The organism is Micromonospora sp. LZ37, from assembly GCF_059359015.1.
In genome coordinates, this window is record NZ_JCADBL010000002.1 from 298633 (window position 1) to 323878 (window position 25246).

The following is a 25246-nucleotide window of genomic DNA, read 5'->3' on the forward strand; positions in this document are numbered from 1 at the left end:
ACCGGGGCGGGTCAGCGGCGCGGAGCCCGCCGACGCGGCCCGAGACGGGCGGTGAGCCTGCGGACGGCGCCCTGCACACCGCCCGGGGCCGCGAGCATGACGACGATGAGGATCAGACCGAACACGGCGAGGGCGAGGTTGCCCTCCAGCCGCTGGGCCAGGCCCGACGGCAGGGTGAAGGTCTCGGTGAGCAGGCTCGGCAGGTCCTGCAACGCCACCAGCAGGACCGCCCCCCAGACCGCGCCGGCCAGGCTGCCCAGCCCACCGATGACGATCGCCATCAGCAGGAACAGCGACAGCTCGAGGGAGAACTTGCCCGGGGCGACGGTGGCGGTCAGCACCGCGTAGACGCCGCCGCCCAGGCCGGCGCAGGCGGCGCTCACCACGAAGGCGGCCACCTGGTTGCCGGCCACCTGGATGCCGGCGAGCCGGGCGGCCACCTCGTCGTCGCGGACGGCGCGCAGCGACCGGCCGAACCGGCTGCGCACCAGGTTCGCCATCAGCAGCATGGTGGTCAGCGCGGCGAGCAGCGCCACCCAGGCCAGCCAGCGCTCCGGCTGGAAGTACGGGCCGAGGAACGCCGGCGGCGTCTCGGCCGGGAAGCGCAGGCCCTGCTCCCCGTTGAAGACGCCGGTGAAGATCGTGGTGATCGCCGGGACCAGCGTGGCGACGGCGAGGGTGACGCCGGCCAGGTACGGCCCGCGCAGCCGGGCGGCGGCCAGCCCGATGACCAGACCCGCCGCCGCGGTCACCACGACCGCGAGCAGCAGGGCCAGCGGCAGGATCCACCGACCCTGCATTGCCCGCTCGTCGAAGGCCTGCCGCGCCAGGGCCACCGTGTACGCGCCGGTCGCCATCAGCGCCCCGTGCCCGAGGGAGAGCTGACCGTTGAGCCCGACCAGCACGGTGTAGCCGGCGGTGACGCAGAGGAACGCGCAGACCCGCGCCACCTGGAGGTTCTGGTACGGCGGGAGCTGGTTGGTCAGCAGCACCACGAGGGTGCCGGCGAGCACCGCCAGGATCAGGTGGCGCAGCAGCGTCGACCCGCCCGCGGCGGTGCCCGGCGGGCCGGGCAGCAGGCGACGCAGCGGCGACGGCCCGTCGGAGGGCCGGTCCGTGGTGGACACGTCGGTGGGCCGGGTCGCGGTCACACGTGCCTCGCTCTCACGCTGGAGAAGAGCCCGCCGGGGCGGACCAGCAGGACCGCCAGCAGCAGGACGAGGATGGCCAGCGGCGTGGTGTCGGGGCCGAGGTAGCCGGTGACGTACGACAGGATCAGGCCGACCAGCAGGCCGCCGACCACCGCGCCGGCGGGGCTGTCCAGGCCGCCGACCACGGCGGCGGTGAACGCGATGACGAAGACCAGGTCCATCGCGTGCGGGTGCAGTCCCAGCCCGGTGGGGACGACCAGCATGCCGGCGAGGGCGCCGACCGCGGCGGCCAGCGCCCAGCCCAGGGTGAGCATCCGGGAGACGTCCACGCCGAGCAGCCGGGACACCTCGGGAGCGAAGGCGGACGCCCGCATCCGCAGGCCGATCGGGGTACGGGTGAACAGCAGGGCGAGCAGCGCCACGACCACCACGACCGCGCCGAGGACCCACAGGTCGTACGGGGACACGGCGGTGATCCCGCCGACGGTGAGCGCGTCGGTGTCGAACGGCACCGTGGTCGGCCGGTACTCGTTGCCGAAGACCATGCCGAGCACCGCCTGGATCAGCAGCACCAGGCCGAGGGCGACGATCACGTCGTTGAGCGGGTTGGCGTGGCCGACGAAGCGCATCAGCACCCGTTCGACGAGGGCGCCCAACGCGAGTCCGGCGAGCACCGCCGCGCCGAGGCCCAGCCAGTACGAGCCGGTCGCGGAGACGACGGCGTAGCCGACGTACGCGGTCGCCACCGCCATCGCGCCCTGCGCGAAGTTGACCAGGCGGGCCGCCCGCCAGATGAGCACCAGGGCGAGGGCGAACGCCGCGTAGACGGCGCCGGTGGAGAGCCCGTCGAAGGTGAGGAACAAGAACCGGTCCAAGCGCGGATCCTTCCTGCGGGACGGGGCGGGCGGTCAGAACCCGAGGTAGGCGTGGCGGAGCTGCTCGTCGTCGCGCAGCTGCGCCGCCGGGGTGGCCATGACGATCCGGCCCAGCGACATCACCACGCCCTGGTCGGCGACGGAGAGGGCGCTGCGCACGTTCTGCTCGACGAGCAGCACGGTCAGGCCGCTGCTGTCGCAGAGCCGGCGCAGCAGCGCCATGATCTGGGCGGTGACCCGGGGGGCGAGGCCGAGCGACGGCTCGTCGAGCAGCAGCAGCCGGGGACGGGCGATCAGCGCCCGGCCGAGGGCGAGCATCTGCCGCTCCCCGCCGGAGAGCTGGTGGCCGGCGTGCCGCCGCCGCCGGGCCAGCGGCTCGAAGAGCTGGTACACCTCGTCCTGCGCGCGCCGGGCGTCGGCCCGGTCCCGGCGCCACAGCCCGCCGAGGCGCAGGTTCTCCTCGACGGTCAGCTCGGCGACGACGCCGCGTCCCTCCGGCACGTGCGCCAGGCCCCGCCGCACGAGTCGCTCGACAGGTACGCCGCGCAGGTCCTCGCCGTCGAAGCGGACCCGGCCGCCGGTGGGCCGCAGCAGGCCGGACAGGGTCCTCAGCAGGGTGGTCTTGCCCGCGCCGTTGGCGCCGAGCACGGCGGCGATCGTCCCGGTGGGCACGTCGAGCGTGACCTCGCGCAGCACCGGCACCGGCCCGTAGCCGGCGCTGAGCCGCTCGACCTCGAGGATGGCCGTCACGACCCGGCCCCCGTGCCGGTCGCCTCGGCGGGCACGTCGGCGCCGAGGTACGCCTCGGTCACCAGCGGGTCGTCGCGGATCTGCTCCGGTGTGCCGGTGGCGATGACCTTGCCGAAGTCGAGCACCACGATCTGGTGGCAGACGGCCATGACCAGGTCCATGTGGTGCTCGACCAGCATGATCGAGCAGGCGCCGTCCGCGCGGTCGGGCAGCGCTGAGATGAGATCGGCCAGCTCGGTGATGTCCTCGGCGCTGAGCCCGCCGGCCGGTTCGTCGAGCAGGAGCAGGCGGGGCCGGGCGATCAGGGCGCGGGCGAGGGCGACCCGTTTGCGCACGGCGTACGGCAGGGTGGCGGGAGCCGCGGCGGCGTGCCGCGCGACGCCCAGCTCGGTGAGCAGGTCGAGCGCCTCGGCCCGTAGCCGCCGCTCGTCCCGGTCGCTGCGCGGCAGGCCGAACAGGGCGGCGGCGAAGCCGGCGCGGGCGGCGTGCTGGGCGCCGGCCATGACGTTCTCGCAGACGGTGAGGCCCGGGAAGAGGCCGACGCCCTGCAACGTGCGGGCGATGCCGAGCCGGGTGAGCCGGTGCGGGCGGGGCCGGAACGGCTGGCCGTCGAGGGTGAGCGAGCCGCTGGTCGGTGTGACGAAGCCGCAGACCACGTTGAACAGGGTGGTCTTGCCGGCGCCGTTGGGGCCGATCACCCCGACGATCCGGCCGGGCGGCACCCGCAGGGAGACGTCGTCGAGCGCGACCAGCCCGCCGAAGCGTACGCCGACGTCGTGGAGGGCCAACTCGATGCCGGCGGCGGGTGGAGGGCTCATCTTCACCTCTCGCGGGGACGCGGCGACGGGGGTTCGCTGGGCGGCTCGGGCGAAGCATGGGGCTCGTTATTACACCGGGAGTGTACTTTTCAAGCGGCGTCGGTCAATGACTTCGTTACGGCGATGTGACGTTTGACGTGTCCTGCCAGGACTTCTGCGGCGAGGCGGGCTGCGCGCGGGTCCCGGCTGTTGCACTCGCTGTGCATCGTTCCCCTCCCCCTGCGGCGTCACGGCATGACAAGACCGCCGTCGACAGGCACGGTCACCCCGGTGACGTACGACGAGGCGTCGCTGGCCAGCCAGATCAGCGTGGCCGCCAGTTCCTCGTGCTCGCCGAGGCGGCCCGCCGGCGCCAGCGCCTTGACCAGCTCGAAGGTGCCCGGCTCCAGCTGGTCGCTCATCTCGGAGGCGAAGAAGCCGGGGGCGATGCAGTTGACCCGGATGCCCTTGCGGCCGGTCCACTGCGCGGCCAGGTCGCGGGTCAGCCCGATGACGCCGGCCTTGCTGGAGGCGTACGCGGCCTGCGGGATGCCGCCGGGACGCAGGCCGATCACGCTGGAGATGTTGACGATCGACCCACCGTTCGTGGCCGCCCGGGCGAAGGCCTGGGCCATCCAGTAGCTGCCCATCAGGTTGACCTCGACGACGGAGCGGAACTGCTCCGGCGTCTCGCGGGTGGCGGGCACGGCGGTGCCGACGCCGGCGTTGTTGACCAGCACGTCCACCCGTCCGAAGTGCTCGATCGCGGTGGCGACCAGCGCCTGGCAGTCCTCGGGCCGGCTGACGTCGGTGGCGCGGTACGCGTACCGCCGACCGGCCTTCTCCACCAGCGCGCCGGTCTCCGGCAGCCGCTCGACGCGGCGGGCGCCGAGCACGACGTCGGCGCCGGCCTCGGCGAGCGCGCGGGCGAAGGACACCCCCAGGCCGGAGGAGGCGCCGGTCACCACGGCGACCTTTCCGTCGAGGCGGAACCGGTCCATCACGCTCACCCTGGTGCTCCTCACGCTCGCGATGCTCTGGACGCCGTACCGACCAGCCGGTATGTTCGGCGTCCGGCGACGGTAGCGAGCCGCCGACACGCGCGTCAATGGGGAGGCAGCGATGGACTTCGAACCGAGCGCCCGCGCCACCGAGCACCTCAAGCGACTCCAGGAGTTCATGGACGACCACGTCTACCCGGCCGAGCCGGTCTACGCGGCGCAGCGGGCCGAGCTGGCGGCGGCCGGCCGGCGGCACCACCTGCCCGCCGTGGTGGAGGAGCTCAAGGCCGAGGCCCGCCGCCGGGGGTTGTGGAACCTGTTCCTGCCCGCCCTCTCCGGGCTGACCAACCTGGAGTACGCCCCGCTGGCCGAGCTGATGGGCCGCTCCATCGAACTCGCTCCGGAGGCCACCAACTGCGCGGCGCCGGACACCGGCAACATGGAGATCCTGCACATGTTCGGCACCGCCGAGCAGCAGGAGCGCTGGCTGCGGCCGCTGCTCGCCGGGGAGATCCGTTCGGCGTTCGCGATGACCGAGCCGGACGTGGCCTCCAGCGACGCCACCAACATCTCCACCCGCATCGTCCGCGACGGCGACTCGTACGTCATCAACGGCCGCAAGTGGTGGACCACCGGCATCGCCGACCCGCGCTGCGCCATCATGATCCTGATGGGCAAGACCGACCCGTCGGCCGACACCCACCGCCAGCAGTCGATGGTCCTGGTGCCGGTGGACACCCCCGGCGTCGAGGTGGTCCGCTCGCTGCCCGTCTTCGGCTACCACGACCAGCACGGCCACGGCGAGGTGGTCCTCACCGACGTCCGGGTGCCCGCGTCGCACCTGCTCGGCGAGGAGGGCGGCGGCTTCGCCCTCGCCCAGGCCCGGCTCGGCCCCGGACGCATCCACCACTGCATGCGCGCCATCGGCCTGGCCGAGCGCGCGCTCAGCCTGCTGGTGCGGCGGGCGAGCAGCCGGGTCGCCTTCGGTCAGGAACTGGCCCGGCAGGGCGTGGTACAGCAGCAGATCGCCGAGTCGCGGATGGCGATCGAGCAGGCGCGGCTGCTCACCCTCAAGGCCGCCTGGATGATCGACAAATACGGCGCGAAGGCCGCCCGCACCGAGATCGCCGCCATCAAGGTGATCGCGCCGCGGGTCGCGCTGGAGGTGCTGGACCGGGCCATCCAGGTGCACGGCGGGGCCGGCGTCTCCGACGACTTCCCGCTCGCCTCGATGTACGCCGGCGCCCGTACCCTGCGCATCGCCGACGGCCCGGACGAGGTGCACGTGCGCGACGTCGCCCGCCGGGAGATCCGCCGCCAGCTGGAGTCGCGGTGAGCGTCACGACCACCGATCCGCCCACCCCCGCCGCGGCGCAGCGGCGGCGGGCGCCGCGCGGCTCGGCCCGGCAGAGCATCGTCGCGGCCGCCACCGAACTCTTCGCCCGGCGCGGCTACGAGGCGACCAGTGTGCAGGAGATCGTGGCGGCCGCGGCGGTCACCAAGGGGGCGCTGTACCACTGGTTCGGGTCGAAGTCGGAGCTGCTCGCCAGCATCTACCGGGAGCTGCTCGCCGAGCAGACCCAGCGGCTGGGCGACATCGCCGGTGGCGCCGGGCCGGTGGAGCAACGACTGCGCGCCGCCGCCCTCGACGTCGTCGCGCACACCGCCGAGCACCTCGACGAGCTCACCGTCTGGGCCCGCTCGGCGCACCTGCTCGACGGCGAGCACGCCGAGGCCACCCGCCGGGAACGCCGCCGCTACCACGACCTGTTCCGGGACCTGGTCCGGGAGGGCCAGGCCAGCGGCGTGGTCCGCACCGACGTCTCCGCCACGGTGATCACGCACACCTTCCTCAGCGCCCTGGGCAACATCCACACCTGGTTCCACCCGGACGGGCCGCTGAGCTTCGCCGAGGTCGGTCAGCAGCTCGTCGCGCTCTTCGTCGGTGGCCTGCGCCCCCCGACCGGACCGGAGCCGACCGGCCACCGGCCGACCGGTCGCCGCGGCGACGACACCGCCCGGCCCGCGACGGAATAGCGCCCCGCGGCGGCCCGCCAGCCGGGCGGCGGCCGCACCGGCGGAGGTGCCGGCGCGCCGGGTCGCCCTGCGCGACGTGGCGCTCGCGGACACCGCGGCGACCCCGCCGACGGCGTCGTCATCGAATTCGGCCGGCTCGACGGCGTCGCCGCGCTCTTCCGAGCACATCGTGTGATACCCGGGCTGCTGGTCACGGCGGTGTCGCAGGTCGGGTCGGCGGCGTCGGAGGGCGGATGTCCGAGCAAGTGTGATACCTCAGGGGCATCAATATGCCGCTGAGGCATCACTCGCCCAGGTGTCCGGTACGACCACGGCGGTCACGGCCGTTCGGGGCGGCCCGGTCGGCCGCCGTCGATGCGGGAGCGCGCCGGGGCCAAGGGGTGAACGCGCGGCTGACCTCGCCATTTCATCGAGAGTCCTCGTTGACGCCGATAGTTAACACTCTTTAAGATTTGGCTTCCTCGAGGAAGACCGTCCCTTCTCCCGCCGTACGTCCCGTCCGGCGGCTGGCCGAGCCAGCCGCCTGCGGGCGGCACCGCACCGCGCCCCGTCCACGGGAAGGCCCTCGATGTCCTCATCACGTCCCCGCCGCCGCTCCGCCCTCGCCGCCGGCCTGCTCGCGCTGGTCACCGCCGGCGCCACCCTCGTCCTGACCCCGGCCGCCGCCGAGGCCGTCGTACTGCCGAACAACTTCAAGAGCGTCGGCTACATGCCCTCCTGGAGCGGCGACGTCAACACCGTCCAGTACGGCAAGCTGACCCACATCAACTACGCCTTCGTACTGCCCAACAACGACGGCAGCCTGCGCCCGGTGGAGAACCCCGGGAAGCTCTCCTCGCTGGTCTCCCTCGGCCACGCCAACAACGTCAAGGTCTCCATCGCCATCGGCGGCTGGAACGACGGCAACGACTCCGCCTTCGAGGCGCTCGCCGCCAACGCCGGCAGCCGCGGCAACTTCGTCAACAACGTGGTCAACTTCGTCAACCAGTACAACCTCGACGGCGTCGACATGGACTGGGAGTACCCGGACCCGGGCGCCTCGGCCACCAACTACAGCCTGCTGATGCAGCAGCTGAGCAGCGCCCTGCACAGCCGGGGCAAGCTGCTCACCGCCGCCGTCGTCTCCGAGGGCACCTACGTGCAGGGCGTGCCGACCGCCGTGTTCGGCTACGTCGACTGGCTGAACATCATGGCGTACGACGGCGGCAGCCCGCACGCCAACTACGACTGGTCGGTCGCCAGCATCAACCTCTGGAAGTCGCGCGGCCTGCCCGCCAGTAAGGCCGTGTTCGGGGTCCCCTTCTACAGCCGGCCCGGCTACTACACCTACTCGGCGCTGGTCGCGATGGACCCGGCCAACGCCAACCGGGACTGCACCACGGTCGCCGGGACGCAGCAGTGCTACAACGGCATCCCGACCGTCAAGCGCAAGACCCAGTGGGCGCTGGCCAACGCCGGCGGAATGATGAACTGGGAGTTGTCCCAGGACACCACCGGCTCGACCTCCCTGGTCAGCGCGATCTACGACACCGTCATGGGCGGCACCACCCCGCCGCCGAGCGGCCGTACCGGCCCGATCACCGGGATCGCCGGCAAGTGCGTCGACGTCGCCGGCGCCGGCACCACCAACGGCACCGCCGTCCAGCTCTGGACCTGCAACGGCACCGGCGCGCAGAACTGGACCGTGGCGACCGACGGGACCCTGCGCGCCCTCGGCAAGTGCGCCGACGTGACCAGCGGCTCCACCGTCAACGGCGCGAAGGTCCAGCTCTGGGAGTGCAACGGCACCGGCGCCCAGGTGTGGCAGGCCCAGTCCAACGGCACGCTGCGCAACCCGCAGGCGAACAAGTGCCTGGACGCCACCGGCAACAGCTCCACCGACGGCACCCGGCTGCAGATCTGGGACTGCTTCGGCGGCGCCAACCAGGTCTGGCGTCTGCCCGCCTGACCGGTACCCGGGGCCCCCTGTTGCCGCCACGGCGCAGCAGGGGGCCCGCCCGCGCCGGTGGTACGCGCGGAACGGGCCCGTCAGACCCACTGGCGGCCCAGACCCGCGCGAGCCGACTGTCCACTTTGGCCTGGACCACAGTGGTCGCCCTGACACGACTCGGGAAGTGAGCCGCGACGGCGCACACCGACCCGAGCACGCGGTGACCGAGAGTTGACAACTAGTGCACCTCAAAACGGCTTTCAAGCACCGGGCCGGGCGGGGTAGTGCGAAAGCGGACACACCGGTATGGTCGCGTACGCGACGGCGTCGACGGCAGAATCGGTTCGCCGTCTACTTTGGGCTGCCCGTGATTGGATACCAGTAGTGCAAAATCAGCCAGACCGGGCGGGCGTGCAGCGCGACCCGGACAGCGGCGTTCGGACAGGGACCTCCGGTGGACGCCGTGGTCGGCAGCGATCCATCAAGCGGCGCATCATCAGGCTGGTGCTCATCCCCAGTGTGGTCGCCCTGGCGCTGTGGCTCGTGGCGTCCGGATACCTTGTCTTCCAGGGTTTCTACAACCGGGAAGTGGCCAACGGGGTCCGCAAGGTGTCGATCCCCGCGGTTCCCGCGCTGGCCTCGATCCAGCAGGAACGGCGGTTGAGTGTCGCCTACCTGGCCCAGACGTCGAAAGACCTGCAGGGCCTGCTCGAACAGCGACAGCAGACCGATCAGCGGCTGGCCGCGCTTCGCGCGGTCGCCGACTCGGCGCTGGCCAACGCTCCGAAGTCCATCACCACCCAATGGAAGACCCTGACGGACCAACTGGACCAGATCCCGAGCATTCGCAGCCGGGTCGACGCCCGGTCGGCCGATCAGCAGCGGGTCTACGACTTCTACAACGGGCTGCTGAACACCGCGACCGACCTCTTCGACACCCAGGCGCGGATCGTGCCCGATGCCACGGCGTCCCAGGGCGGCATCGTGGCCACCGAAACCTTCCAGGCCAGTGACCTCATGTCCCGGGCCGGGTCGACGATGGACGTCGCCTTCGGATCCCGGACACTGACCCCGGAGGACCATCTGGAATTCGCCAGACTGGTGTCCGCCTACCACTTCAGCCTGTCGCACGTGGCTACGCACCTGCGGCCCGACGCGCGCGCGCGTTACGACAAGCTCGTGGCGAGTGAGTCGTGGAAGAGGCTCGCCGTCGCGGAGGACGCGCTCGTCTCCGCCGGCCAGTGGCGCAACAACAAGGTGCCCCGAAACCTGCCCATCGACAGTGCCACCTGGGAGACCCTCACCCGTGAGGTGTCCGACGAGTTGATCGGCCTGACCGTCGCGCAGGCGAACGAGGTCTCCGCCGAGGCGCTGCGTACCGGCAACAACCAGCTGCTGGCCGCGTCCCTGGGAAGTCTGATCGCGTTGGCCATCGCGATCGCCGCGATCGTGTGGGCGATGCGCCAGTCGCAGGTGCTGGTGGACCAGGCGCTGTCCGTGCGCCTGGCGCAACTGGGCAAGGACGCCGCGGCGGTGGTGGATCAGCGCCTGCCCGCCATCATGGAACGCCTACGCCGACGGGAGAGCGTCGACCTCGCCGTCGAGCTTCCCAACCAGGACTACGGAAGCGACGAGATCGGCGAGGTCGCGGACGTCATCAACAGGTCCATGCAGGCCGCGGCCGCCGCAGCGGTCGACGAGGCGAAGACCCGGGCGGCCGGCATGGCGATGCTGATGGGCGTCGCGCGGCGTCCCCAGCGCCCCCTGCAGCGTGGCCTGAAGGTCATCGAGGACCTGCAGAACCGGGTCGGTGACGAGAAGCTGTTGACGGACCTCTTCGACATCAACCACCAGCTCGCGCAGACCCGACGCTTCCTGGAGAACCTGGTCATCCTGGCGGGTGGGCAGATCGGTCGGCGGTTCCAGAAGCCGGTGCCGTTGCGTCGGGTGTTGTTGGCGGCATTCGCCGAGGCGCAGCAGTACCAGCGGATCACCCTGCGCAGCGCGCCCGACATGGCGGTGGCGGGGCACGCGGTCGCCGGAACGATCCACCTGCTGGCCGAACTGCTGGACAACGCGCTGGCGTTCTCCCCGCCGACGACCACCGTGTGGGTCACCTGCAACCAGGTCAAGCGCGGGGTCGCGGTGGAGATCGAAGACGCCGGCATGGGGATGCGACCCGATGCTCTGGAGCGCGCGAACGAACTGCTGGCGACCGCGCCCACGCCGGATGTGACGGCGCTCAAGGACGGCGCACAGGTCGGCCTGCACGTCGTGGCGGAGCTGGCCAAGCGCGACGGCATCCAGGTGAGCCTTCGTACCTCGGCGTACGGCGGACTGTTGGCGATCGTGCTGCTGCCCGACCGCGTCATGGACGCCGGGCCCGTGGTGGACAGCACCGATGCCGGCGTACGCCGTCCCGCGCCGGAAGCGGCGCGCACCGTGCCGAATGGCGCTGGTGGCGGCCCCCGGGTCCAGGCTCCGGCACCCGCTGCCGTCGGCGCCGGCCCGGCCGAAGCGCGCCCGGCACTACCTACCCCACGCGATGGCGAGAGCCGACAAAGGACGGGCGGTGTGATGAGCGGTCACCAGGCAAGCCGCAGTGCCGGCATTCCTCGCCAGTCAGGATCCTCGGCGGCCACTGTGGTCGACGCCGGCCCGTCCGGCCCACAGACCGCTGCCCGCCCGGCCCTGCCGCAGCGGGATCCGCAACAGCACATCGTGCCGCAGTTGCGGGATGACGGCGAGGCGCGCACCGCGTCCCCCGGGCTGGCGGGTCGCACCCGGTCTCCCGAGGAGGCTCGGGACCGGCTCGCGGCGTACCAGCAGGCCTGGGCCGCGGGTCGGGAAACGAAAACCAGAAACGATCAAGGTGGAAAAGCGTGACCAACTCGACTGGGCGAAACGATCTGACCTGGATGTTGGACGGCCTCGTAGAGGTGCCCGACGTCCTCTACGCAGTCGTCCTGTCCACAGATGGGCTGATCGTTCAGAAATCGACGTCGCTGCCGCAGGACGCGGCGGAGCTGCTGGCCGCCGGCGCGTCGTCCCTGCACAGCGTCGCGGCCGGAATGGGCAGGCGCTTCGACAGCGGGGTCGTGCAGCAGGTCATCATCGAGTATCTCGGTCAGACCCTGTTCGTCGCCGCCGCCGGGCAGAACGCGCGCTTGGCCGTCCTCTGCGAGCAGGGCGTCGACATGGGGACGGTCGCCTACGAGATGAGCCGCCTGGTCACCCGGATCGGTGAGTATCTCGGCTCCGAGGCGCGAACGGCCGGCCTGGCCTCGGATGACCGGTACGAGGCGCGCACGACATGACCTACGACGTGTGGGACGGTGACGACGAGGTCGAGGCCGGCAAGCTCGTGCCTCTGTACATCTTGGTCAACGGGCGCACGAGTCCGCGCAACATGAACCTGGACCTGGCCACTCAGCTGATCGCCCTTCCGGTCGACACGGCGCGCCTGGAGCCGGAGTACCGGGAGATCGTCAGCCGATGCAACAAGTGGATCTCCATCGCCGAGGTGGGCGCCTACCTGCATCGGCCGCTCACCATCACCAAGATCATGGTCGACGTGCTCCTGGACCAGGGGTTCCTGGCGGTCGGATCTCCGGCGCAGGAGAAGATCACGGATCGCCGGCTGCTGGAAGCGGTTCTCGCAGGTCTCCAGGGACTCTAGACAAGAGGGACAGATACACGTGGATCGCAGGTCGGTAAAGATCGTTGTCGCGGGCGGCTTCGGCACCGGCAAGACCACCCTGGTCGGGTCGGTCAGCGAGATTGCTCCGTTGACGACCGAGGAGATCCTGACCCAGGAGAGCGTCGGCGTGGACGACGTGACGGGCGTGGAGGACAAGACGCGCACGACGGTCGCTCTGGACTTCGGACGCATCACCATCAGCCCTGATGTCGTGCTGTACCTCTTCGGCACGCCGGGGCAGGACCGGTTCTGGTTCATCTGGGACGAGCTCGCCCAGGGCGCCATCGGCGCGATCGTGCTGGTGGACACCAGGAGGCTGGACAGCAGTTTCGCCGCCATCGACTACTTCGAGCGACGGGACATCCCCTTCGTGGCGGCGGTCAACCGGTTCTTCGGCGAGTGCCTGTACAACGAAGAGGAGATCCGTGCGGCCCTGAAGCTGGATCCGGCCGTTCCACTGCTGTGGTGCGACGCCAGGGACAGGTCGTCCAGCACGGCGGCGTTGATCGCGCTGGTACGGCACGCCATGTCGCGCCTGCCGGTCGGCACCTGATCGGCCGGCTCGCCGGAGACGCACCTGGCCTCGACGCGCGAGGCGTCGAGGCCAGGGGTGCGTGGGTAGGGGCGACCCGCCCGCCGGATCAGGGCTTCGGGCCGACCCGCGTGGTCGGTCCGGTCGCCGCGGCGAGCGGCTCGAGTCGTACCTTGAAGTGACGCAGCAGAGGCGGCGACGAGACGATCCGGTACCCGGAGACCCGCTCGGGATCCTTGGCGATGTCGGCGAGGACCGCGGCCACGTACTCCAGGTGGGTGTCGGTGTAGACCCGGCGCGGAATGGCCAACCGGACGAGTTCGAACGGCGCGGGGGTCACCAGCCGGTGCTGCTCGTCGAGGCCGCCGAGGTAGAGCGACCCGAGCTCGGCGCAGCGGATGCCACCGTCGAGGTACAGCTGGCACCCCAGGGAGTGACCCGGGAACTGGTCCGGGGACAGGTGCGGCAGCAGCCTGCCGGCGTTGAGGTACAACGCGTGGATGCCGGCCGGCTGGACCGTTTCCACCCCGGCCTCGTTGACGAGCTGGGCGAACCGGGCGGTTGATGCGGCACGGGCCCCCAGGTAGGCCGGGTCGACCACCTCCCGTACCCCCTGCGCCAGCCGTTCGAGGTCGTGGCCGGCCAGTCCCCCGTAGGTGGAGAAACCTTCGGTGGCGATGAGGTTCGCCTCGCAGCGGGCGTGCAGGTCCCCGTCGCGCAGCCCGATGAACCCTCCGATCGCCGACAGGCCGTCCTTCTTCAGGCTCACGACGCAGCCGTCCGCGAGCTGGAACGCGCGGTTGGCGATCTGCCGCGGCGTCCAGTCCCGGTAGGCGGCCTCCCGCTGACCGACCAGCCACGCGTTCTCGGCGAACCGGGCCGCGTCCAGGAAGTACGGCACCCGGTGGCGCCGGCACAGCTCCCCGACAGCTTCGAGGTTGGCCATGGAGACCGGCTGCGCGCCGAGGCCGTTGTTGGTGATGGTCATCAGGACCAGGCCGACCCGGTGCCCGTCCGGCCCGGCCAGGAGGCTCTCCAGCGCGGCCAGGTCGATGTTGCCCTTGAACGGTTCGGAGCTGCCGAGATCGGCCGCTTCCGGACACGGCAGGTCCCGCGGCTCCGCCCCCACCAGCTTGACGTTCGCGTGGGTGGTGTCGAAATGGGTGTTGCTGACGCAGATCTGGCCCGGCTTGAGCAGGCTGGTGAACAGGATCCGCTCGCCGGCGCGGCCCTGGTGCACCGGCAGGATGTGCGGATATCCGGTGAGGTCGCCAACCTCGTCGAGGAACCGGAACCATGACCGCGCCCCGGCGTAGGACTCGTCACCGAGCGCCGCGGCGGCCTCCTGCTGGGACGAGGTCGCGCCCGTGCCCGAATCGGACAGCAGGTCGATGGTGATCTGGTCCGCGCGCAGGTTGAACGGGTTGTAGCCAGCCTGCTCGAGGGCCAGCCGACGCTCCTCGGCACCGAGGATGGGAATCGGTTCCACCACCTTGATCCGGTACGGCGGCAACGTCCTGCGCGGGTCCACGGGCACACTCACTCCTTGAAAACGGTCAGAGGTGTCCGGCCGCGGAGCGGCCGGACAGGTCACGGGAGGCTGGCACCTGCCGTCGACGCGGCGGTTGGACCCGATACGCCTCGGAGGACAGGTAGACGGTCACACCTGGCCGCGGCGGGCCGAGCCGCAGCGAGACGTGCGCGATCAACCCGACACCGTCGCCGAGCGGCCGGCGCGTCACGGCGCGGATCGCCCGGTCGAACTGCGCGCCGTCGAAACCGTAGCGTGCCAGCAACCCGAGCACCCGGGCACGGGCCTCCTCGTCGTCATTGACGTAGCTACGGATCGGCACGTAGACGCTGTACCCGACCGGCTTCTCCACACCCTCGGTGAAGGTGTAGCTGCCCACGAGGGGCCGGCCGCTGAACGGGCCCCTGCCCCCACCGGCCGCCACGCAGAACTCGGCGAGCTCCGACCCGTCGATGCCGCCGACCGCGCTCGCCGCCCGGACCACGTCCCGCACCCCGGCGTCGTGGTGCGTCAGATAGACCTTGACGCGCGCCTGCGGCGTGTCGTGCAGATCCAAGGCGAAGAACGTCAGCCGATCCCTGCGCCCCAGCTCCCCCGGGCGGACACCGTGGTCCAGCAACGTCTGGTACGACTCGCCGAGCCCGAGCCGGCGCAGCGCCTCGGCCACCAGGTCAGGCGCCCGCTGGACACCGTGGAGCTCGGGATTGAGGTAGACCTTGAGTTCAGGCCGCCGACCGCTGCGGAACACCTGCGAGAACCAGAGCGCGAACTCTCCCTGCGGGTCGTCGGTGGCGAACAGGTCCCGCACCGGATCCAACCGGGCGGTCGACAGTTGGAGACGGTGGGTCTGCGCGTCGATGAAGTCGTACGCCGCCGACAGGTTCGCCAGCGCCCCCGGGGGTGACCCCAGCGCCTCACCCAGAACTCTCAACGTGGGTGGCTCTCCCTCGTTGAAGGCGATGGAGAACTCCACCGGCGTGTGGTCGTCCGCGACGTTGGACGGCCACGCCGGCGGGCCGCCCAACGATCGCGAGCCAGCGGATCCGAGAAGATTCGCGAGCATCTCCGAAGGTATGCCCGAATCAGTTCCGACGACCTCGCACAAGCGAGTCAATTGACCGTTCAGGTGCTCGAGAAGGGACCCGCCGCCCATTCGCTCTCCCATCTCACATTCATCGGTAAGGTCGTTCCGCAGTGAGCGGCCGGCGACATTTCGTCGCATCGAGGGATGCGTTACCGTCAGTTGCCGAAAAGCCATCCGTACCGCCGCTCGACCCTTTCGCTGGATGCCCGCTCCGGTAGTTCCGCCGCAGCTCTGCCAGCGGGACAGTCGGTGCGGGCAACGACCATGAGTCCACATAGTGATCATCAAGCCGGGCCCTGTCGAGTGAGACAATTGTCACAAGCGAGTCGGTGGCTTCGCTGAGTAACCACTCAGGACTGAAATCGCCCCGGGCGGTGGCGCGGAACAGCACTTCCTCATTGCTCGAGGCGACCAGGGAGCCCGGGCACCGGCGTCACCGTGAGTACTTAGGACAGGCCGCTCACCTGGGGCCGGTGGCAACCGACGGTGCAGGTGCGGGTCTGTCCGGCGTACGTCAGCTCCGCCGCCTGACCTGAACGCGGCTGGCGACCGTCGCACCAAGCCGTCGACGGCGAGGATCCTCCCCACCGACCGTCACATTTTTCATGGGCTCGTCCGCGACCGCGCTCATCCTGCGGTTGCACCGGCCGGCGAACAGGTGCCTAACCAGGCCTGGCGCCCGCCCGCCTGACCGGCACCCCGGGCCCCTGTTGCCGCCCACGCCGCAGCAGGGGACCCGCCCGCGCCGGTGGGACGCACCAGGACGCTCCCCGCCGCGCCGCCTACCCTGGGACCGGCCGACCGGGGCGGGTCGGCGGCACCGCGGTGACCGTCAGCGGAAGGAGCGCCGTGCGCGACGAGTATCCCCGCCACCTGTTCAAGGAGATGGACGCCGCCGATCCGCTCGCCGAGCTGCGGGACCGCTTCGTGGTCGGCGACGAGGACCTCATCTACCTGGACGGCAACTCGCTGGGACGGCTCCCGGCGGCCACGCCGGAGCACCTGGCCCGGCTGGTCCGCGACGGCTGGGGCGGGCAGCTCGTCCGGGCCTGGCCGACCTGGATCGAGTGGGCCGGGCGGATCGGTGACCGGCTCGCCCGGCACGCCCTGGGCGCCCGGCCCGGCGAGGTGACGGTCTCCGACTCGACCTCGGTGAATCTCTACAAGCTCGCCGCCGCCGCGCTGGACGCGGCCGGTGACCGCCGCACCATCCTGGTCGACGCCGAGGACTTCCCCACCGATCGGTACATCCTTCAGGGGCTGGCCCGCGACCGCGGGTTCACCCTGCGGCTCCTCGCCTCCGACCTGGACCAGGGCCTCGACCTGGGTACGCTGCGGGACGCGCTGGACGACGACGTCGCCCTGGTGGTGCTCTCCGCCGTCTCCTACCGCTGCGGTGCGCTGCTCGACATGGCGGCGGTCAACGCCGCCGCCCGGCAGGTCGGGGCGTACGTGCTGTGGGACCTCTCGCACGCCGTCGGGGCGGTCCCGATCGAGCTGACGGCCACCGGCAGCGACCTCGCCGTGGGCTGCACGTACAAGCACCTCAACGGCGGCCCCGGCGCTCCCGCCTTCCTCTACGTCCGGCAGGAGCTGCAGTCCCGGCTGCGGCAGCCGATCCAGGGCTGGTTCGGCCAGCGGGACCAGTTCCGGATGGGCCCCGACTACGACCCGGCGCCGCGGCTGGACCGGTTCCAGGTGGGCACCCCGCCGATCCTGTCCATGGCGGCGCTGGACCCGGCGCTGGACGTCCTCGCCGAGGCGGGCATCGCCCGGGTACGGGACAAGAGCCGGCGCCTCGGCGACGCGATCGTCACGCTGGCCGACGCCTGGCTCACGCCGTACGGCTTCACCGTCGCCTCGCCCCGGGACGCGCGGCGCCGCGGCGGGCACGTCTCGCTGCGCCACCCGGAGGCGCTGCGGATCTCCCGCGCGCTGGCCACCGAAGGTCGGGTGGTCGGCGACCACCGCGTGCCCGACCGGCTACGGCTCGGCCCGGCCGCGCTCTACACCCGCTTCGTCGACGTGTGGGACGCGATGGACCGGCTCCGCGACATCGCCGCGCGCCGGTCCTACGAGCGGATGTCGGGCGACGCCTCCCGGGTCACCTGAGGGCTCCGCCGCGCGCGGCGGAGCCCGGGTAGGCGGAGGGGCGGGTCAGGAGTTCAGCCACCGGTGGATGCAGTGCAGCAGGTCGTCGGCGTCCACCGGCTTGGTGACGTAGTCGCTGGCCCCGGAGGAGATGCTCTTCTCCCGGTCGCCGTGCATCGCCTTGGCGGTGACCGCGATGATCGGCAGGTCGGCGTAGCGGGGCATGGCGCGGATCGCGGCGGTGGCCGCGTATCCGTCCATCTCCGGCATCATCACGTCCATCAGCACCAGGTCGATGTCGTCGTGGCGCATCAGCGTGTCGATGCCCTTGCGGCCGTCCTCGGCGTAGACGACGTCGATGCCGTGCAGTTCGAGGATGTTGGTGAGGGCGAAGACGTTGCGGGCGTCGTCGTCGACCACGAGGACCTTGCGACCGGTCAGCGCCATGGTGACGGGATCCCCGAGCGGCGCGACGTCGGCGATCGACGGCGTGAAGGGCACGACCCGCTCCGGGGCCTCCGCCGACAGGTGCAGCGCGATGCGTTCGCGCAGGTCGTCGAGGCTGCGCAGGACCTCCAGCGGCCGGTCGCCGCCCAACGCCTGCAACAGCGTCTCCTGCCCGGGGCTCAGCGGCTGGCCGTGGTAGGCCAGCACCGGGAGCCCGCGCAGCTCCTCGTCGTCGTGCAGTGCCCTGAGCAGCTCGTGGCCGCTGTCGTCGAGCATCTCCAGGTGCAGGACGAGCAGGTGGTGGCGGCGCGACGTGAGGGCCTCCACGGCCGACGCGACGTCCACCGCGGTCGCCACCTCCACCGACGGCTGGGTCAACCCCAGCGTGACGCCCTGCGCCAGCAGGGTGAGCAGACCCATCTCGTGGTGCTCCACCACCAGCAGCCGCCGCTGCCCCGTAAGCCAGGACGGGTGCGTCGCCGACGCGACGGCGAGCGGTCCGGTGAGGGCGAGCGGCGCGCTCGCCTCCCCGGCGACCGACGTGGCACCGGCGCCGCCGGTGGCGGGCAGGTAGAGGGTGAAGGTGCTGCCCTCGCCCAGGACGCTCTGCGCGGTGATCCGGCCACCGAGCAGGTGGGCGATCTCGCGGCTGATGGACAGGCCCAGGCCGGTGCCGCCGTAGCGGCGGCTCGTGGTGCCGTCGGCCTGCTGGAAGGCGTCGAAGATCGCGGTGAGGTGCTGCTCGGCGATGCCGATGCCGGTGTCGACGACCCGGAAGGCGATCACCTCGTCGTGCCCGGCGAAGGTGTCCGGCAGCTCGTCGGCCCGGGCGCGCTCGATGCGCAGCTGCACCCGACCCGCCTCGGTGAACTTCACCGCGTTGGAGACCAGGTTGCGCAGCACCTGCCGCAGCCGCTGCTCGTCGGTGTGCAGCTCGGTCGGCACGCCCGGACCGGTGACGATGTCCAGTGCCAGCCCGCGCGGCGTGGTCAACGGGCGGAACGTGGCGTCGACGTAGTCGCGCAGGGTGGACAGCTCGAACGTCTCCGGGTTGATGTCCATCTTGCCGGCCTCGACCTTGGACAGGTCCAGGATGTCGTTGATCAGCTGCAACAGGTCGGTGCCCGCCGAGTGGATGACCGTGGCGTACTCGACCTGCTTCGCCGAGAGGTTCCGCGCCGGGTTCTGCGCCAGCAACTGGGCGAGGATCAGCAGCGAGTTCAGCGGCGTGCGCAGCTCGTGGCTCATGTTGGCCAGGAACTCCGACTTGTACTTCGACGCCAGCGCGAGCTGCTGCGCCCGGGCCTCCAGCTCCTGGCGGGCCTGCTCGATCTCGGAGTTCTTCGTCTCGATGTCGTGGTTCTGCCGGGCCAGCAGCGCCGCCTTGTCCTCCAGCTCGGCGTTGGAGCGCTGCAACTCCTCCGACCGGGCCTGCAACTCCTCGGAGCGGGCCTGCAGCTCCGCGGCGAGCCGCTGGGACTCGGTGAGCAGCACGTCGGTGCGGGCGTTGGCGACGATCGTGTTGACGTTGACGCCGATGGTCTCGGTCAGCTGGTCGAGGAAGTCCCGCTGGATCTCGCTGAAGCGGCTCATGCTGGCCAGCTCGATGACGCCGAGGACCTGGTCCTCGAAGAGGATCGGCAGCACCACCAGGTGCAACGGCACGGCGGCGCCGAGGCTGGAGGAGACGGTGACGTAGTCGGCCGGCACCGCGTCCACCACGATCGGCCGCTTGCTCACCGCCGCCTGTCCCACCAGCGAGTCGCCGAGGGCGTAGCGGCGGCGCACCGCGTCGTGGCCGTACCCGCCGACGACCCGCAGGGCCGCCCCGTCGGCCGTGTCGTCGAGCAGCAGGAAGGTGCCCAGCTGCGCCGAGACCAGCGGGGCGAGCTCGTTCATCACCAGACCGGCAACCACCTCGAGGTCGCGGTGGCCCTGCATGAGCCCGGAGATCCGGGCCAGGTTGGTCTTGAGCCAGTCCTGTTCCTGGTTGGTGCGGGTGGTCTCGCGCAGCGACTCCACCATGGAGTTGATGTTGTCCTTGAGCTCGCCGACCTCGCCCGGGGCGTCCACCGTGATGGAGCGGGTCAGGTCGCCGGTGGCCACGGCGCTGGTCACCTCGGCGATCGCGCGGACCTGCCGGGTCAGGTTGCCGGCCAGCTCGTTGACGTTCTCGGTCAGCCGCTTCCACGTACCGGAGACGCCCTCGACCTCGGCCTGACCGCCGAGGCGGCCCTCGCTGCCCACCTCGCGCGCCACCCGGGTGACCTCGGCGGCGAAGCTGGACAGCTGGTCCACCATCGTGTTGATGGTGGTCTTGAGCTCCAGGATCTCCCCGCGGGCGTCCACGTCGATCTTCTTGGTCAGGTCACCCTGCGCGACCGCCGTGGTGACCTGCGCGATGTTGCGGACCTGGCCGGTGAGATTGTTCGCCATCGAGTTGACGTTGTCGGTCAGGTCCTTCCAGGTACCGGCCACGTTCGGCACCCGCGCCTGACCGCCCAGGCGGCCCTCGGTGCCGACCTCCCGGGCCACCCGGGTCACCTCGTCGGCGAACGCCCCGAGCGTGCCGACCATCGTGTTGATGGTCTGGGCGAGCACCGCGACCTCGCCCTTCGCCTCCACCGTGATCTGCCGGCTCAGGTCGCCCTGCGCCACGGCGGTGGCGACCAGGGCGATCGAGCGCACCTGGTTGGTCAGGTTGTTGGCCATCTCGTTGACGTTGTCGGTCAGGTCCTTCCAGGTGCCGCCGACGTTGAGCACCCGCGCCTGCCCGCCGAGGCGGCCCTCGGTGCCGACCTCCCGGGCCACCCGGGTCACCTCGTCGGCGAACGCGGAGAGCTGGTCGACCATCGTGTTGATGGTCTCCTTGAGCGCCAGGATCTCCCCCCGGGCGTCGACCCGGATCTTCTGGGTCAGGTCGCCCTTGGCGACGGCGGTGGTCACCTCGGCGATGCTGCGCACCTGGGCGGTGAGGTTGTCGGCCATCACGTTGACCGACTCGGTGAGGTCCTTCCAGGTGCCGGAGACACCCTTGACGTCGGCCTGACCGCCGAGGCGGCCCTCGGTGCCCACCTCCCGGGCCACCCGGGTCACCTCGTCGGCGAAGGAGGAGAGCTGGTCCACCATCGTGTTGATGGTGCTCTTGAGCTCCAGGATCTCCCCGTGCGCGGTGACGGTGATCTTCTGCGACAGGTCACCCCGGGCCACCGCGGTGGCCACCTGCGCGATGCTGCGGACCTGGTCGGTGAGGTTGCCCGCCATCGAGTTCACCGAGTCGGTCAGGTCACGCCAGGTGCCGGCGACTCCGGTGACCTGGGCCTGCCCGCCGAGTCGCCCGTCGGTGCCCACCTCCCGGGCGACCCGGGTCACCTCGTCGGCGAAGCTGGACAACTGGTCCACCATCGTGTTGATGGTGCTCTTGAGCTCCAGGATCTCGCCCCGCGCGTCCACGGTGATCTTCTGCGACAGGTCACCCTGGGCGACCGCCGTGGTGACCTGCGCGATGTTGCGGACCTGGCTGGTCAGGTTGCCGGCCATGAAGTTCACCGAGTCGGTCAGGTCACGCCAGGTGCCGGCCACGCCCGGCACCTCGGCCTGACCACCGAGGCGGCCCTCGCTGCCCACCTCGCGCGCCACCCGGGTCACCTCGTCGGCGAAGCTGGACAACTGGTCCACCATCGTGTTGATGGTCACCTTAAGCTCCAGGATCTCGCCCCGGACGTCCACGGTGATCTTCTGCGACAGGTCGCCCCGGGCCACCGCGGTGGCCACCTCCGCGATGTCGCGCACCTGGTCGGTGAGGTTGCCCGCCATGGCGTTGACCGAGTCGGTGAGGTCCTTCCAGGTGCCCGACACGCCGGGCACCTCGGCCTGACCGCCCAGCTGCCCCTCGGTGCCGACCTCCCGGGCGACCCGGGTCACCTCGGAGGTGAACAGCGACAGCTGGTCGACCATGCCGTTGAAGACGGTGGCGATCTCCCCCAGCAGGCCGTCGGCGTCCTCCGGCAGCCGGGTGCCGAAGTCACCGTCACGTACGGCGGTCAGACCCGCCAGCAACTGCCGCAACCCCGGGTCGGCCACCGGTGAGCCGGTTCCGCTCGCCCCGGACCGTCGGGTCGCCGTGTTCTCGAGCACCAGAACCACCTATGCGCAGCCACCGGAGGGGCCTACCCGCCGGTACAACATCAACCGCGCAAGTATGCACACCCGTCGGTCGACCCGCAGCATCGGCGGCGGCCGGCCGGCCGCTGGCCGGTGGACCCGGCACGGACCGGCCTGAGCTGGCGATACGGCGACACCCGCCGCCGGAGTCCGGGGCGGGTGTCGGAGCGGGAGGCGGGGAGCCGTGGGACGCTCAGCGGGCGTCGATCAGCTGTCCCCGCAGCTTGGTCAGCGCCCGGGCGAGCAGCCGGGAGACGTGCATCTGGGAGACGCCGACCTGGGCGGCGATCTCGCTCTGGGTGAGGTTGCCGTAGAAGCGGAGCGTCAGGATCTTCTGTTCCCGCTCATCCAGGGTGGCCAGTGCCGGACCGAGGGCGACGCGCAGCTCCGCCAGCTCGAACTCGCTGTCCTCCGCGCCGAGGGTGTCGGCCAGCTCCTTGGCGCCCTCGCCGTCGCCGATGGGGGTGGAGAGGGACACCGCGTTGTAGGCCCGCGCGCCCTCGAGGCCTTCGAGGACCTCTTCCTCGGTGACGCCCAGGTACTCCGCGACGTCGGCCACCGTGGGGGCCCGGTTCAACGTCTGGGTGAGGGTGCCGTTCGCCTCGGAGATGCGCAGCCGCAGCTCCTGGAGCCGACGGGGCACCCGGATGTTCCAGGTGCGGTCGCGGAAGTGGCGCTTGATCTCACCGAGGATCGTCGGGATGGCGAAACCGGCGAAGTCGACACCACGGGCGGCGTCGAAGCGGTCCACCGCCTTGATCAGACCGAGGGCCGCCGTCTGGGCGAGATCGCCGTTCGGCTCACCACGCCCGCTGTAGCGGGCGGCGAGGTGGTTGGCCAGCGGCAGCCACGCCTCGATCACCTCGTTGCGCAGCGCGGGCCGGTCGGGGTGGTGCGCCGGCATGGCGGCCAGGGCGGTCATCAGCTCGCTGGCCCGGGACTCGGTGCTGGGCGCCGGGGCGGTGGTGACCGCCACGTCGACGGCCGCCGAGGTGGTCGTACGGGTGGTGCTGGTCGTGGAGATCATGCTGCCCTTCCTGTGCCGCGTCGCGGAACGACCCCCGGAGGTGCCACCCGCAGATGAGCCCACCCTAGACCAACAGTTGTCACGGATCAACCGAAAGGACGATGGACGAAAGGGATGAATAGCATGATCAACCCCACCGCCGGGCCCTCGATGACCGGAACGTCCGGTCGTCGACGGTGACGCCGGCGGGCGGCCGGCGCGGTCCCGCCGCACCGTCCGCGTCGGCCGTACGGGTCGCCGCCGGGCGGACGCCCGCGCAGCCCGACGGCCTCGGATCGGTCGCGGTGCCCCCGGGCACCACGGCGGCGGGGCCGGTAAAGTGGTGATCCGCATCCGACCCCTCCGAGGAGTCGTGGGCGAGCGTCAAGCAGCGGCGCTGGTATCCGGTCCCCCCGCAGCCGCACCCGGCACACACACAAACGGGGCACGGACCGTCCCGTCATGCGCTTGCCCGGCCCCGCCGGAACGATCGCGCCGGTTCGCAAGGACGTCAGCCGCCATGCCGCAGTCACCGCTCGACCTCACCGAGGCCGCCCTCCAACTGGGCACGATCCGCCACGGCGACACACCCCTCGACGCCGTGCTGTCCCGGATCGCCGAGATCGCCCGGGACAGCATCCCCGGCGCCGAGGAGGTCTCGGTGACCCTGGTCCACGGCGCCGAGGCGCACACCGCCGCGTACACCGGCGAGCTGGCGCTGCGCCTGGACGAGTGGCAGTACGAGCAGGGCCGCGGGCCGTGCCTGGACGCGGCCACCACGGGCACCGTGATGGTCGTGCCCGACATGGCCGAGGAGAGCCGCTGGCCGGAGTGGGCCGCCCGGGCCCGCGCCGCCGGGGCGGGCAGCTCCATGTCGATCGGCCTGCCGATCCAGGAGGCCGTGGTCGGCGCGTTGAACGTCTACGGCGCCCGGGCGCGCGCCTTCGACGAGATGGCCGAGGCGGCGCAGACCTTCGCCGACCACGCCGCGGTGGCCCTGGCCAACGCGCACCTCTACGACGGCGTCGCCACCATGGCCCAGCAGATGCAGGCGGCCATGCGCAGCCGGGCGGTCATCGAGCAGGCCAAGGGGATCATCATGGGTCAGCGGCGGTGCACCGCCGACGAGGCGTTCGCCATCCTGGCCAAGGTGTCGCAGAACTCCAACCGCAAGGTCCGGGAGGTCGCCGAGTCGCTGGTCCGGCAGGTCACCGTCGGCACCGCCGCGCCGCGCCAGGCGACGCCCACCCCCGGCCAGTCGGCACCCACCCCCGGCTGACGGGACGGGTCAGCGGGACTCCCCGGTGGCCCGCGTGACCAGCGCGGCGGCCACGTCGCGCAGCGTGCGGCCGGTGTCCTGGGAAATCTTCGCCAGCAGCGAGAAGGCCTCCTCCGGGCCGCACCGGCGCTCGCCCATGATGATGCCCTTGGCCTGCTCGATGACCGCCCGGGTCTCCATCGCCGCCCGCATCTCCTCCGCCAGGGTGGCGGTGTCGGAGTACAGGTGGGCGTTGGACAGCGCCACGGCGGCGTACGCGGCGAAGGTCTTCGCCAGGCCGATCGAATCCTCGTCGAAGGAGCGCGGCGTCCTGCCGTAGACGTTCAGGGTGCCGACCACGGCCTCCTGGATCGGCAGGCCGATCGACAGGGAGCTGCCGACCCCGGCCTCGGCCGCCCGCGAGCTCCAGGCCGGCCAGCGGTCCTCCCCCGCCGTGTCGGGCACGCTGAGCGCGTCGCCGCTGACGGAGGCGTCCAGGCAGGGGCCCCGACCCTGCTCGTACTGCCATTCGTCCAGGCGCAACGCCAGCTCGCCGGTGACGGCCACGCTCTGCGCGGTCCCGTCCCGCAACAGCGTCACGGAGACCTCGGCCGCTCCCGGGATGCTCCGCCGGGCCAGGTCGGCGACGGTGTTCAGCACGTCGTCGACGCCGGCGGCGTCGAGCCGGATGCGGCCGAGCGCGGCCAGCGCGTCCTGCGGGGGCAGCGAAGCCTGTGCCATGGAAGGCCCTTCACGACGGGGCGGACAGGAAGGAGGCACGCCCGGGCCGGTCACCCGGGGCGGCGCGGCACCTCGCACCCTACCGCCCGCCCCCGCGCGGCCGGTCGGTGCCGCTGGAGCACGCGTGCACCAGCATCGCCCGACACGTGCG

The 25246-nt window shown here is 71.5% G+C and carries 19 protein-coding genes; 9 read left to right on the forward strand and 10 right to left on the reverse strand.

Features of this window, described 5'->3' with window-relative positions:
• Positions 1-11: 11 nt before the first annotated feature.
• The 5 genes from AC5L3Z_RS05475 to AC5L3Z_RS05495 form a co-directional block, all read right to left on the reverse strand.
• Entirely contained in the window at positions 12-1151 is a 1140-nt protein-coding gene (locus tag AC5L3Z_RS05475) for a branched-chain amino acid ABC transporter permease (RefSeq protein WP_494840016.1), read from the reverse strand.
• Entirely contained in the window at positions 1148-2026 is an 879-nt protein-coding gene (locus tag AC5L3Z_RS05480) for a branched-chain amino acid ABC transporter permease (protein WP_494840018.1), read from the reverse strand. Before AC5L3Z_RS05480 ends, AC5L3Z_RS05475 begins: the two co-directional genes overlap by 4 nt.
• Before the next feature lie 33 nt (positions 2027-2059).
• Positions 2060-2776: an ABC transporter ATP-binding protein gene (locus tag AC5L3Z_RS05485; RefSeq protein ID WP_494840020.1), complete on the reverse strand. Its 717-nt coding sequence runs from the start codon at positions 2774-2776 to the stop codon at positions 2060-2062.
• Positions 2773-3594 carry an ABC transporter ATP-binding protein gene (locus AC5L3Z_RS05490; RefSeq protein ID WP_494840021.1) on the reverse strand — a complete coding sequence of 274 codons (822 nt, stop codon included), beginning with the start codon at positions 3592-3594 and terminating at the stop codon, positions 2773-2775. Before AC5L3Z_RS05490 ends, AC5L3Z_RS05485 begins: the two co-directional genes overlap by 4 nt.
• 227 nt (positions 3595-3821) lie before the next feature.
• Complete coding sequence (locus AC5L3Z_RS05495) at positions 3822-4598, reverse strand: SDR family NAD(P)-dependent oxidoreductase (RefSeq protein ID WP_494840023.1); 777 nt, start codon at positions 4596-4598, stop codon at positions 3822-3824.
• Positions 4599-4695: 97 nt separating this feature from the next.
• Here AC5L3Z_RS05495 and AC5L3Z_RS05500 point away from each other — a divergent pair, with 97 nt between their 5' ends.
• The 7 genes from AC5L3Z_RS05500 (at position 4696) to AC5L3Z_RS05530 (ending at position 12794) form a co-directional block, all read left to right on the forward strand.
• Positions 4696-5910: an acyl-CoA dehydrogenase family protein gene (locus tag AC5L3Z_RS05500; RefSeq protein ID WP_494840024.1), complete on the forward strand. Its 1215-nt coding sequence runs from the start codon at positions 4696-4698 to the stop codon at positions 5908-5910.
• Positions 5907-6611, forward strand: coding sequence for a TetR/AcrR family transcriptional regulator (locus AC5L3Z_RS05505; RefSeq protein ID WP_494840026.1), 705 nt, complete (start codon positions 5907-5909; stop codon positions 6609-6611). The genes AC5L3Z_RS05500 and AC5L3Z_RS05505 overlap by 4 nt, the downstream gene beginning before the upstream one ends.
• 568 nt (positions 6612-7179) lie before the next feature.
• Positions 7180-8559: a glycosyl hydrolase family 18 protein gene (locus AC5L3Z_RS05510; RefSeq protein ID WP_494840028.1), complete on the forward strand. Its 1380-nt coding sequence runs from the start codon at positions 7180-7182 to the stop codon at positions 8557-8559.
• A 486-nt stretch (positions 8560-9045) separates the two neighbouring features.
• On the forward strand, positions 9046-11427 hold the full coding sequence (locus AC5L3Z_RS05515) for a sensor histidine kinase (protein ID WP_494840029.1): 2382 nt from the start codon (positions 9046-9048) through the stop codon (positions 11425-11427).
• On the forward strand, positions 11424-11858 hold the full coding sequence (locus AC5L3Z_RS05520) for a roadblock/LC7 domain-containing protein (protein ID WP_494840030.1): 435 nt from the start codon (positions 11424-11426) through the stop codon (positions 11856-11858). Before AC5L3Z_RS05515 ends, AC5L3Z_RS05520 begins: the two co-directional genes overlap by 4 nt.
• Positions 11855-12220, forward strand: coding sequence for a DUF742 domain-containing protein (locus tag AC5L3Z_RS05525; RefSeq protein ID WP_494840031.1), 366 nt, complete (start codon positions 11855-11857; stop codon positions 12218-12220). Before AC5L3Z_RS05520 ends, AC5L3Z_RS05525 begins: the two co-directional genes overlap by 4 nt.
• A gap of 13 nt (positions 12221-12233) precedes the next feature.
• Positions 12234-12794, forward strand: coding sequence for a GTP-binding protein (locus tag AC5L3Z_RS05530; RefSeq protein WP_334613848.1), 561 nt, complete (start codon positions 12234-12236; stop codon positions 12792-12794).
• A gap of 88 nt (positions 12795-12882) precedes the next feature.
• Here the strand turns inward: AC5L3Z_RS05530 and AC5L3Z_RS05535 are convergent, their stop codons facing one another.
• A complete protein-coding gene (locus tag AC5L3Z_RS05535; protein ID WP_494840032.1) occupies positions 12883-14310 on the reverse strand; it encodes a tryptophanase in 1428 nt (475 codons plus the stop codon).
• A 19-nt stretch (positions 14311-14329) separates the two neighbouring features.
• Complete coding sequence (locus tag AC5L3Z_RS05540; protein ID WP_494840618.1) at positions 14330-15469, reverse strand: tryptophan dimethylallyltransferase family protein; 1140 nt, start codon at positions 15467-15469, stop codon at positions 14330-14332.
• 768 nt (positions 15470-16237) lie between these two features.
• Between AC5L3Z_RS05540 and kynU the strand changes: the two genes are divergently transcribed.
• Complete coding sequence (kynU, locus tag AC5L3Z_RS05545; protein WP_494840033.1) at positions 16238-17500, forward strand: kynureninase; 1263 nt, start codon at positions 16238-16240, stop codon at positions 17498-17500.
• A 45-nt stretch (positions 17501-17545) separates the two neighbouring features.
• Here kynU and AC5L3Z_RS05550 read toward each other — a convergent pair whose 3' ends face one another.
• A complete protein-coding gene (locus AC5L3Z_RS05550; RefSeq protein WP_494840034.1) occupies positions 17546-22063 on the reverse strand; it encodes a HAMP domain-containing protein in 4518 nt (1505 codons plus the stop codon).
• 220 nt (positions 22064-22283) lie between these two features.
• The gene (locus tag AC5L3Z_RS05555) at positions 22284-23117 is read right to left on the reverse strand and encodes a SigB/SigF/SigG family RNA polymerase sigma factor (protein WP_494840036.1); all 834 of its coding nucleotides are present in this window, start codon (positions 23115-23117) and stop codon (positions 22284-22286) included.
• 499 nt (positions 23118-23616) lie between these two features.
• Here AC5L3Z_RS05555 and AC5L3Z_RS05560 point away from each other — a divergent pair, with 499 nt between their 5' ends.
• Positions 23617-24375: a GAF and ANTAR domain-containing protein gene (locus AC5L3Z_RS05560; protein ID WP_494840038.1), complete on the forward strand. Its 759-nt coding sequence runs from the start codon at positions 23617-23619 to the stop codon at positions 24373-24375.
• A 9-nt stretch (positions 24376-24384) separates the two neighbouring features.
• Here the strand turns inward: AC5L3Z_RS05560 and AC5L3Z_RS05565 are convergent, their stop codons facing one another.
• Positions 24385-25095: a GAF and ANTAR domain-containing protein gene (locus tag AC5L3Z_RS05565; RefSeq protein WP_494840039.1), complete on the reverse strand. Its 711-nt coding sequence runs from the start codon at positions 25093-25095 to the stop codon at positions 24385-24387.
• Between the last annotated feature and the right edge of the window lie 151 nt (positions 25096-25246).